6 protein-coding genes are annotated in these 11,903 nt (G+C 57.6%); 3 read left to right on the top strand and 3 right to left on the bottom strand.

What is annotated here, in order from left to right:
* Nucleotides 1-846: 846 nt before the first annotated feature.
* The gene (locus Harman_RS20330) at nucleotides 847-1,803 is read right to left on the bottom strand and encodes a bile acid:sodium symporter family protein (protein ID WP_137685531.1); all 957 of its coding nucleotides are present in this window, start codon (nucleotides 1,801-1,803) and stop codon (nucleotides 847-849) included.
* Nucleotides 1,804-2,207: 404 nt separating this feature from the next.
* On the opposite strand from Harman_RS20330, the gene Harman_RS20335 reads away from it, so the two are divergent.
* Complete coding sequence (locus Harman_RS20335; RefSeq protein ID WP_235007286.1) at nucleotides 2,208-2,645, top strand: Atg14 domain-containing protein; 438 nt, start codon at nucleotides 2,208-2,210, stop codon at nucleotides 2,643-2,645.
* A gap of 212 nt (nucleotides 2,646-2,857) precedes the next feature.
* On the opposite strand, the gene Harman_RS20340 is transcribed toward Harman_RS20335, so the two are convergent.
* Nucleotides 2,858-4,288, bottom strand: a complete 1,431-nt coding sequence (locus Harman_RS20340) for an ABC transporter substrate-binding protein (RefSeq protein ID WP_137685512.1) — start codon at nucleotides 4,286-4,288, stop codon at nucleotides 2,858-2,860.
* 920 nt (nucleotides 4,289-5,208) lie between these two features.
* Between Harman_RS20340 and Harman_RS20345 the strand changes: the two genes are divergently transcribed.
* Both Harman_RS20345 and Harman_RS20350 read left to right on the top strand, forming a co-directional pair.
* Nucleotides 5,209-7,287, top strand: coding sequence for an RICIN domain-containing protein (locus Harman_RS20345; RefSeq protein WP_137685513.1), 2,079 nt, complete (start codon nucleotides 5,209-5,211; stop codon nucleotides 7,285-7,287).
* Between the two features lie 322 nt (nucleotides 7,288-7,609).
* Nucleotides 7,610-9,721: a beta-glucosidase family protein gene (locus Harman_RS20350; protein WP_137685514.1), complete on the top strand. Its 2,112-nt coding sequence runs from the start codon at nucleotides 7,610-7,612 to the stop codon at nucleotides 9,719-9,721.
* 985 nt (nucleotides 9,722-10,706) lie between these two features.
* Here Harman_RS20350 and Harman_RS20355 read toward each other — a convergent pair.
* Entirely contained in the window at nucleotides 10,707-11,840 is a 1,134-nt protein-coding gene (locus Harman_RS20355; RefSeq protein WP_137685515.1) for an ABC transporter ATP-binding protein, read from the bottom strand.
* Nucleotides 11,841-11,903: the final 63 nt, after the last annotated feature.

The following is an 11,903-nucleotide window of genomic DNA, read 5'->3' on the forward strand; positions in this document are numbered from 1 at the left end:
CCGCTGCAGCCGATTCCGACACGAACCGGCGTATTGGGAACATATCGGGCACCGCTGGCGCGGTGCCCTTGCCCTCTTCGACTTTCAGCCGCAGCTCTCGCTATCAACAATCTCCTTCGCAAGAGCGAACAACCAAAAAACAGATGCGCACAGAAGGAAGTCGCTTGTAGTATGAATATCCGTCCGCTTCTTACGGTCTTTCTCATTATCAGTGCCGGCAGCGTAGCTTCAGTGTTCTTGTTTCCCACTCTCTCGCACCTCAGTGATCCGCCCGACGTAACGATATCTGACACGCCAACGATTGATCCCTCTGTTCCCGCCCCATACCAGGGAACGAAAGCCGAACCCACGACCGTCATCCAGGTCGATGGAGCCGGAGACAGGTTCCCAATTCAGATCTGGAATGATAGCCCGACGAACCGAACTGTCGCTGTCGAATTAATACATAACCAGAGTCACTCATCACTCGTAACCCAGACAGAAACACTTCCGCCGAACGGGACAGTTCGGCTGGAAATTCGCTCTCCGGGCTACCTCCTCAAAGTGACCGACGAAGCAACGCAGACGACTGGTACGTACCCAGTAACGACTGCTCATTTCGACTGTAATTCCCGGTTTGCAGAGGTCCGTATTGATGGCAACGGAAACATCGATTCGCAGACCGTTTCTACAAGTATGGGTTGCTAATGCTGTTCACTGTACTACTCAGTCCGTCTGTGCGCTGTCTTGACTCGCCCAAATTGGGCGTGCCACCAATTCCATGACCTGTACGCCACAGTAATGAAAATCCCCCGAAGCGATACTTCTCGCCCCTACTACACCGCTCCCATCTCGGGAAACCGAAGCTCAGTCGTCACCCGGTACGGCGCCAACTGCCTGTTGCGTGTCGTCCTGCCAGCTAAAGAAGCTCGCCAGTGCTGGCCCGGTGATGTTGTGCCAGACGCTGAACAACGCGGGGATGAGGGCGGCCGCAGGCTCAAACAGCGTCGTCGCCAATGCGACGGCCAGGCCACTGTTTTGCAGTCCCACCTCGAACGCACAGGTCCGGACGCGGTCCGTCGGCATTCCGGTGACCCGACCGACACCGTATCCCGACCCAAGCCCGATGGCATTGTGGGCGACGACCGCCACCAACACGAGCAGGCCGGCCGTGAGAATATTGTCCACGTTCGCACCGACGACACCCGCGACGATTGCGACGATAGCGGCGACACTGATCACCGGGAACACGTCGGTTCCGATTTCAGCGGCTTTGGGCGAATAGCGGTCCAGCAAGTATCGGAGTGTAAATCCGAGCAACACCGGAATGATGACGATCTGGACAATGCTCTGGAACATCTCGGCGAAGGTGACGTTGATCTGCTCCCCGAGAGTGAACACCACCCAGGCCGGCATCACGATCGGCGCTGCAAGCGTCGTGAGCGTCGTGATAGCGACGGACAGCGCCACGTCGCCTTTGCCGAGATACGTCATTACGTTCGATGCGGTCCCGCCGGGGGCGGCTCCAACCAGAATGAGGCCGATACCGACAGCATCGGGAAGGTCAAGCAGGACGTACAGTCCGTACGCAGCGGCAGGCATTACCAGCCACTGCGTGACAGCGCCGATGCCGATATCTACCGGCTCTTCGACCAACCGGCGGAAGTCCTCCGGCTGGAGTGTCAGCCCCATCCCGAGCATGATGATCCCGAGCAACGGGGTCACATAGTCTAGAACCGGGACGAACGGCTCCGGCCTGACGAGCGCAACCCCTGCCAGAATGATGACCCAGACGACGAAGTATTTGCTTGCTGCTCGACTCACCGCTCGAAGCGTCGATATCGAAGTCACAACTCTGGATTATGAAGGACGGAAAAAAAGCTTGCCTTGGATTGCCACGGTATCGAAAGACGACGGCAAAATCACCGGTCAGCAGTCGATTGCCTCGGCTCCGTTGTTCTCCCATCCCTCGAAAGCAACTGGTATGTCTGAAGTTTATAAATTTGAATTGACACCTATACGATTATATCTGTAGGACGTGCGAGCACGTTTCAGTGCCAGTGTCGATGTCCTATTGGGACACTGTTACCGTTCAAATGTAACCAACTGGAAACTACGATTAGTAGTATAAATCAATCAGGCTGGTACATGCTTCGTCAGCCGTTGATGATACTGTCTTGGAACAAGCGTCGAGATCGAAATCAGGTCCCAACGGGGGTCCGTCTCCAGTGAGCTCCCTCGCACGTAATATCAGTTCCTGGGTGATTGTTGTCGTTGTGGTAGCCGCCAGTGGTACAGTCGGGACAACAGTTGCATTCCAGGATTCGGCACAGGATATACAGACGACAAACGATGAGCTCCGCGCTGAAAACGAGGCGTTACGGGACGAATTGAATGAGGCCCGGGAGGATCGAGCGACCGCACAAAGCCGTGCGGAAAACCTCAGTACGCAATTAGAAACCCGTAACAAGGACGTTGAGACGCTCGTTTCGAAACTGGAAAAGAAAGAGAAACTGCTCAATGCCAGTCGAAACCGACTCGCCGAGTCACAGGACAGCCAAGCGGGCATGTCGCGGTCCGAAATGGAAAAGCGTCTGGATTACCTCTGTGCGCAGCCGGAGAACAGAGAGAGGTTCGGCTGTCATCAGTTCGGCCCCGATGAATGAAAGCGAAGGAATCAGGAATGAATACTGAGTCTGTACCGAACATACTTACGAAATAACGAATATATAATTATATTCACTGTATATGAATACGTAAATGCAAATTTCACAGTAGAATATTACGAAATCGAATTATACATTTCGCTCTACAATCCAATTCTATCGGAATTTGTGTGTACCTACCTCCTTCCAGAGGCTTCGGAGAGAGGGCTGGCTTATGACTCCTGTCGCTCGATCTGTTCGATCTGGTCTTGCGCGGCGGCAGCGGCTTCCGCGGGGGACTTGTTTCGATTGAGACAGGCGTGGAACTCCTGCCCGATGGCCGCCTTCTGTGGATCCCAGACGGCGTTGATTGGCGGGGCGAACTGGTTTTTCGCCTGGTACTGGAGCGTGTCCAGGTAGCGGTTTACGACGGGGACGTTGTCAGACTGCTCGATGAGCGAGGGCTTCGGTGGCGCTTCGCCCGTCACCTCGAACACCTTGAGGTAATACTCGTCGGTGGTCATCGCTTTGAGAACTTCGATGGTCGCGGCCAGTTTCTCCGTGTTGGGGTTGATGGAGAGGTGCCAACCGCCGAGTTTCGCCTGGGAACCGCCCGTGCCCGCATATTTCGCGTTCGACTCGGTGACGCCGTAAGGGTACGGCATCACCCCGAGATCCTGGCCGAACTCCCCGTCGGCGCCGAACTTCGCGATGGCGAACGTCCAGTTCCGGTGGAACACTGCTTCGCCGGCCTGGAACGACTGGAGCGCGGGGTTCGTATCCCACCCGAGCGACTCGGTTGGGAGGATGCCACCGGCGAGCCCGTCGACTGCGTGTTCCGTGTCATCCCCGTACATGAAGGTCAGCAACTGACGCAGCGTGTCGATGACCCGGTCATCGTCAAGCGTCACCGGCCGGTCGCCTATCGGTCCGTTCTGGTTCTCAACATCGCCGAAGTAGTTCCCGCCGTTGGTCATGAGGTGCTCGTACCCGGTGATACTCCCGGCGTTGCGCTGATTCAACGCTGTGGTGTAGCCGTGGTCGGTACCGTGTTCAGCCATCGTCGCCTCGGTGACCTCGGCGAAGTGATCCCAGGAAAGGGGCTCTGTCGCCCAGTTCTGGCTTTCGGGGTCGTAGCCAGCCGCCTCGACGAGGTCCTTCCGATAGACGATGGTCGGGATCCCCATTATTTGAGGGAAGCCGTAGAGCCCGCCGTCCCACGTCATCGAGTCGACGATTACCTCGGTGTGGTCGTCCAACTCGGCGAGTTTCTCCTCGCCCAGAACCGTATTCAGGTCCAGCAGCCACTCTCGAGGGGCGAAAAACGGGGTGTACGCGAAGTTCGTCAGCATCAGGTCCGGCGTCGCCCGCCCGGCCGATAAGATCTGGTTGTACCGGTCCTGCAGATCGTCGGCGCCCCAGACTGTCGTCGTGAAGTTGATATCGATGCTCTCTGGGAGTCCGACATCGTACAGGGTCTGTTTCAACGCGTCGGCACTGTTGCCGAACAGCGGGGCCGTACTGTATTCGACGGTTACGTCGGATCCGTCGTATTCGATATCCGTCGCGGTCTGTTCAGTGGCACCGGTAGGTCCGTCCTCGCCGCCGCCGTTGCCAGTCCCGGAACACCCTGCTAACCCGAATGCCGCTCCGGTCGCGCCCATGGAGGCGACGAACTGCCGACGGGAGAATCTGCTGGCGGAAGCCCGGCTATTCGTGGTTTTCCTGCTGTCACGTCGCATGCTCGGCATATCTAACTCCCCCTATATAATATTATTGTTAATGTATATTCCGTTCCTGGTGCCCGATATCTACCGGTTTTGGATCCAGTGATTCTGTGGTCTCGACCGAGATTACTGTACCAATCGACAGGTGGTGCGAATCTCGATCCAGCCAAGGATGTGAAATCGAACACAGTATATATAACAAACTGCTGACTTCGAACGAAATTCGATTTTACTGAATTTTCATTCAAAATAAGTGTAGATAATTCTTGATTCTGTGTCTTGCACGAGGTATGATGGCAGCGTCCGAATACAGGACAGAACTGTGAGGGAGTGAATCCGTTGCCTGGCGGCTGCTGACGCAATCGACGCGTCAGAATCACAGCCGTACATCTGTTAGGAACCGGCGGAAACTAACGGATCAACAGCCAACGTCCACTACCGGGACTCGGCGTGTGTCAGTGAGTGGCCGGTCGGTCATGCCGTAAATCGACCGTGTAGCGTGGTTCGAGAGAGATAGCAGCCCAGTAAATCCGGTCATCTCGGAACACTGTTCGATCACACTTCCGAATAGTAGCTTATCTAAAACAATTCCCACCCCACAGAAATCGGTCTATTGTACTGACGCACTCCCGATAACGGTGATTATGAGCTGTCTCCCCGTTCAAAATATAGTAGATAGAAGTTGTTTAATACTGAATAGTATCTCGGACTGTGTGGCTGCCGTTGTGGGAGCTGTCTATTGATCTGGACTCGGTTTATCACCAACGTGAGTTGTGATAGAACTATTACAAATCACAAATTATAATTCATGGGGGTCTGATGGGTAGTTACGGCGTGTTGTCACGTCGCAAAATACTATGACGCGCGAAAACGATTCCGAGGGATGCGAAGGGACAGGTATCGAATCGAACGGACTGCGGCTCGGTCGGCGGGCGATGATGGCTGCCATCGGCGTCGCCGGTCTCGGTGCCATCGGGAGCACCCAGGCACTCGGTCAGCAGGACGGAAACGGTGGCGAGGGTAACGGGAATGGGAATGGCAACGGGAACCAGCCATGGTACACCTGGGAGGCCGACGTTGACGCTGGCGGAAACAGCTTGATGAACCTCTCCGGTGCGGATCCCGACCACCTCTATACCAGCGCACGCGAAGCGGATGTCGTGGTCTGGCGGGATTCCGACGACGTGTATCAGGTTGATGGGTCGGACGGGACCGTCGCCGCGGAGGAGGAACTGATGGCCGCGATACAGGCCGCCGTGGACAGTCTGAGTGACGGCCGCAGTACAGCTGAGAGCGTGCTTGTCGCATCGAGCGGCGTGGTGGACGCCGACGATGAGGTCACCGGCGTCGACATCCCGAGCCACACGACTGTCGACGTGGCCGGCGAAATTACGATTGAGGGCGAAACTGACGACTTATTCTCTGCGGTCGGGGCCGAAAACGTCGAGATACCGCGACTGACCGTGTCGGGCGGGGCAAGCCGGGCGGTGTTCTTGGACGACTGCTCGGAGATCCGCCTCGGCCACCTCTGGATCGAGGGGGTCACGGTACAGGGGGTTCGCATCCAGGGCGGCTGTGAGGACATACAGATAGACACCGCGTACGTCGCCGAAACGGGTCATCACGGCATCGAAACCTACGATGTTACCCGCATCCAGATCGGACAGGTCATCGGCGTCGATCCGGGGAGTTCTGTCCTGCTTCTCAACGAGACCTTCGACGCAACAGTTGGACAGGTCATCGGGCAGAACCCGAAGTTCGATTACGCCACCTTCAGACTGGCCAACGGCTGCCGGAACGTCACCTGCGGACGCGTCGTCAGCCGGGGGGGCGTCCGTGGCGTGTCGATCATCACCGGCACTCGGGATGTGACTGTCGGCGAGGTCAACATCAACGGCGGCCGCAAGGCGGGGATACTGCTCGTGGACGTACGGAACGTCAATATTCTCGGCGGCGTCATCAAGAATGTCGACGGCCCCGGCGTCAACATCTGGTCTATCGGCCTACAGGGGACTACGTCGGAGATCAACGAGTCCATCTCGCTGGGTAACCTCCGTATCGTCGACGAGCGGCCGGAGGACGAACGAAGCCAAACGCACGCGATCAGAGAGCGGGGCGCGTGCCTGCACAACCGATTCCTCGACAACGATATCCGCAATGGCGGGACGGAAGAACTGATCGAGGTCGGCTCCGAGACGACCATCGTCGACCGGAACGTCGGCGGCGGAATCGCCTCGGGGACCGTCACGCTCGACTCCGGCGGGCCGGAGGCCGGACGCGTCGAGGCGGTGACGACCCACCGAGCGTCATCACTCTCCGTCCGCGCCCAGCCCATGGATGAAACTGATGCGGCGTTCGCCTGGGACGAGTGGTTCGAGTGGACCGGCGACCAGTGGGACCTAGTCTTCGACTGGCGAACTGACCCCGGCCAGCCGCTGACACTGGAGTACGTCGTCGACCGGCCACAGGGGACGACCGACCGCGAGTTCGACCGGGAAGCTATCTGGGAGGAATCCGTCCCGGATGTCGAATCGGGCGGGACCTATCGCATTGTCGCGGCCCACAGCGGGAAGGTCATGGAGGTCGCCGACGGCTCCGAATCCGGCGGCGCGAACGTCCAGCAGGGGACCTGGAACGACGATCCACACCAGAAGTGGACCGTCAACGTCGATGATCGGGAGGATACCGGCTGGCGGGTCTACGCCTCCAATATCGTCGCGGAACACAGTGGACGCGGACTCACTGTCTCGGGCGAGAACGCCCAGCAGGGGTCCGGCCAGTCGTTCACGCTGGAACGCTACGAGAACGGCCACCAGATCAAATCGGACGACGGACGCTTACAGGTCGAAGATGGGTCGACGGCTGACGGGGCCAACATCGTCGAAGGCGGCTGGGAGGGACGCGCCAATCAGATCTGGGTATTCGAGGAGGTCTGAGTTGTCGCGGCGGTCGATAGCGCGCGAGAAATCGTTTTACTGACCCGGTCCATATCTGGATACTATTTCACCAAAATCACTTTTAGAGATTTGAAAACGTCTAATAAGCAACTAAATTTGCATATCTGAAGTCATCTTTGCAGCTTCTTCGTTAAGTAGGTCCACTCTCTCGAATAATACATCTAATTTAGGGCGACCCAAACCTATATCGTCTACGCCCATACTTGACGGTGAGTCTGGCGATACTATCGTTCGCTCGCCAGGATGGATCGCCGCCAGTCTGAAGCCTTCCATTAAATATGACGCTATTCTAAGGTAGTGTATGTCCGAGTCAAACAAGCACCAGGCCGATCCCCGGACGCTCGTCGAGAAGCTCTCACTGGCGGAAAAGATCGAACTCGTCCACGGGACGACCGATCCCGATGGGAAAGCGACAGGCTACCTGCCCGGAAACGAGCGGGTCGGTATCCCGTCGCTGCGGATGGTCGACGGACCGCTCGGCGTGCGTGCGATGGGCGAACGGGCGACGGCGTTCCCGTCCTCAATCGCGCTGGCAGCGTCCTGGCGGCCCGACCTCGCACGCGAGTTCGGTGCCGCGCTGGGTCGGGAGACGGCGGCACACGGTCAGGATGTCATCCTCGGACCCGGTGTCAACATCGTACGGGTCCCACAGGGTGGCCGTAATTTCGAGTATTACAGCGAGGACCCGTACCTCACCGCGCAGTTGGCCGTCGGCACGATCCGGGGAATCCAGTCGGAGGACATCGCCGCGACGGTGAAACACTACGCCGCGAACAATCAGGAGACGAACCGGTACGAGGTCAGCGCGGATGTCAGCGAACGGGCGTTGCGTGAGATCTACCTGCCCGCGTTCCGCGCGGCAGTCGAGGAGGCCGATGTTCACTCGGTGATGACCGCGTACAACCGCGTCAACGGTGTCTACATGGGTGAACACGAACGGCTCCTCACCGACGTGCTGAAAGACGAATGGGGATTCGATGGGTTCGTGGTGTCGGACTGGTGGGGGACCCGAAGCACTGTTCCGGCCGCACGCGCCGGCTTGGACATCGAAATGCCCGGCGTCGAATTCTCCGAGTACGTTCCCGAGGAGGTCGTCGACCAGGTTGAGGGGTCGGACGACGAGGGGGATTTCCCGCCGATCCCGGACGTGCCGGCGTACTTCGGCGCTCCCCTGCAGGAGGCGGCCGAGTCCGGCGAGGTCGACGAAGCGGTGGTCGATGAGAAACTCCAGCGTTTGCTCGGGGTCATGGCGTCGATCGGTTGTTTCGCCGACGGCGACCGCTCCGACGACAGTGCGCTCGATACGGCCGATCACCGGCAGCTCGCTCGGAACGTAGCGATCGACGGGACAGTCATGCTGACAAACGACGGAACGCTTCCGCTTTCGGACTCCGATTCGATTGCCCTCATCGGGCCGAACGCCGATGCCGCGAAGCTAGGCGGCGGGGGTTCCTCTGAGGTGTCTCCCTTCACCGAGACGAGTCCGCTCGCGGGGCTGACGGAGCGGGCAAGCGACGTGACCTTTGAGCGCGGCGTTCCGAGCATCGAAGAGTCGTCGTTCTTCGACGACGGCGACGCCGCCCCCGAGGAGAGCGACGCGAGCATCGACGCCGCCGTCTCGATAGCTGCCGACGCCGACTGCGCGGTGGTCGTCGCTCAGGACGACGCGACGGAGTTCAGGGACCGTCCGGATATCGAACTCCCCGGGGAACAAAACGATCTGATCGCCGCTGTTGCCGACGCCGCCGAACGGACCGTCGTGGTGCTTCGGACCAGCGGGCCGGTCGAGATGCCGTGGCTGGACGCCGTCGACGCGGTGCTGGAGACGTGGTATCCCGGACAGGCAGACGGTGTAGCCCTCGCAGATGTCCTCTTTGGCGACGCTGATCCCGGCGGTCGGTTGCCGGTCACGTTCGGTCAGTCGGCGGCTGACTACCCGGCAACGTCCGAAGAAGCGTTCCCCGGGACTGATGACGTGGCGACCTACGACGAGGGCATCTTCGTCGGCTATCGACATTTCGACCGGCATGACACAGAGCCCCTGTTCCCGTTCGGGCACGGACTGTCCTACGCCTCGATAGAGTACGATGAGGTGGCTGTCTCCAAGACGGCCGCTGGGTTCGAGATTACGACCGACCTCACGAACGTCAGCGGCCGGGCTGGGACGGAAGTCGTGCAGGTCTATGTCGACAAGGGAGCGGCACCTGTTGAGACCCCCGACCGCGAACTGGCAGGGTTTGCGGCTGTCTCACTCGGGGCCGGCGAGTCGACGACAGTGACGATCCGGATCGACGACGACGCCTTCGAGTACTACGACGAAGACGCCGGCTGGACCGTCGCGGACGGAACCAACACCGTTTACGTCGGCAGGTCGTCCCGAGATATCACGGCCCGGTTCACTGTCGATATCTAAAGTCCTGAATTTCTATCCGTCCACTACGGTACTCGTGAGGAAGGCCCGATACACCCCTATGCTTCAGGACACAATTCCCATTTCCAATCGAGAATCTGGGCCAGTGAGAATAATATAACACTCCTGAGCTGTGATCCACTCATAGAACTCTAATAATAGCTACAATCTGACTAGATATACGACAGATAGCTGTATCTTGGAGCTTTTTACAACACTACGAATTCTGTCGAAGAAAATAACATGAGTACACTCGTTATCTTATGTCCTGAACTATATCCGGTATCGCTACTGATGAGGCACCCTCGTCGTTCTCGGGTTTTCGGCTATGAGAGGTCCGGTTGGACTGTTTATCGAGACATCCGTGGCCTGAATGTGCTATCCAAAATATAGCATAGTTTTCAACATAGATGAACAAACAACCATCCCATTCTACTGAACACTCGTTCTCGCGGCGCGCTAATTAGCAGTTCATATCGATCACCTTGAATTGCCCTCTCAACGATAAGCTATTTTTCTCTCCTATTTGTGAATAATTATCCGATACTATGCCAACAACCAATGTAATATCGGATAGGGTCTCTCCCTCGGTTCAAGTGACTAGCTTGGCTTTATCGGACGGAATCGGGTATTAGAGCTCTTTGACTGCTTGAACCGTTGGTAGAACTCTATATCTTTCTGTTCAGCAATGGTGAACTAAACTGACGAGCTATTCCGGATTGTGCTTCCTGGTGATTCCTTTTGCTACCACGTCGAACGCCGAGTACAAACAAAGACAGACACTGCCTTTACTATCCAGCAAGGCTCTGCAAGGTGTTCCCTGATTCTGAACCGGGAATCGTACAGACAGTAGCGATATTCGCAACTCACCCACACACATGGTAACAGCCGTGCCGAAAGTCAAACGCATCTCTGTGGCGCGCTAAACGTACGCTGGTCCACCATGACCGAACGCGTAGCCGCGTGTTCTCATCCGGGGTAGTGATACTCAGTCCTTGATCGTGGCTTCGAGCTTTGAACTCTCCTGGGCGAGGATATTCACACCGTCTGACTGCCGGAAGAGGTGGATGTGTTCCTCGTCGAAGACGATTTCGTGTTTCCGGTTTGTCTCGGGAGTAACCCCACCGGGAACTCGAACCCAGCATTCCTCGCCGTCGATATCCATGTGGAGGTAGTTGTCCGAGCCGACCGGTTCACGGACATCCAGGTGGGCGCTGATGACGTTGGGTTCGTCGCCGGTCGCGAGCCTGATGTTCTCCGGCCGAATGCCGAGGACGAACTCGTCGATGCCATCAGCATGTTCGTTGATGTGTGCGACTAGATCTTCCGAGAGATCGTATTCGAATCCACCTCCGACCAGGGTCGACCCGGACAACGTGACCTTGAACTGGTTCATCGGCGGACTACCGACGAAATCGGCCACGAACAGGTTCTTCGGCTGGTGATAGATCTCGTCCGGGGTGCCGATCTGTTGCAGTGTCCCTTGATCGATGACAGCGATACGGTCGGACATTGTCATCGCCTCCTCTTGATCGTGGGTGACGTAGATCGTTGTCGTCCCAAGTTTGTCCTGTAGCTGCTGTAGCTCCGTCCGCATGTGGAGCCGAAGTTTGGCGTCTAGATTAGACAGCGGCTCATCGAAGAGGAAGACTGAGGGTTCCCGCACGATCGCTCGTCCGGTGGCGATCCGTTGTTGCTGCCCGCCGGAGAGACTCCCGGGTCGCTTGTCGAGCTGGTCTTTGACGCCCATCATTTCGGCGGCCTCCTCGACGCGCTCATTGATCTCGCTGTCGGGGAGATCCGTTGTCAATTTCAGCCCGTAACTCATGTTCTTCCGGGCCGTCATATGTGGATACAGGGCGTAGTTCTGGAACACCATCGCGACATCGCGGTCCTGCGGTTGGATGCCATTGACCGCACGGTCACCGATACGAATCGTCCCCCCGGATATATCCTCGAGACCGGCGATCATCCGGAGCAGTGTAGATTTCCCGGACCCGGACGGACCGACGATTGTCAGGAACTCCCCGTCGGCGATCTCGAAACTGACGTCGTCGACGGCCACGACTTCTGAGTCACCATCGTACACCTTGCGGACATTCTCGATACTAACGTTGCTCATACTGGGGCTGTGGCCAAGCTACGTAATAATTGTTGTGACTGAACAATGATGCAAATCGGTGCC

The sequence above is a fragment of the Haloarcula mannanilytica genome (assembly GCF_005406125.1).
Classification (GTDB): Archaea; Halobacteriota; Halobacteria; order Halobacteriales; family Haloarculaceae; genus Haloarcula; species Haloarcula mannanilytica.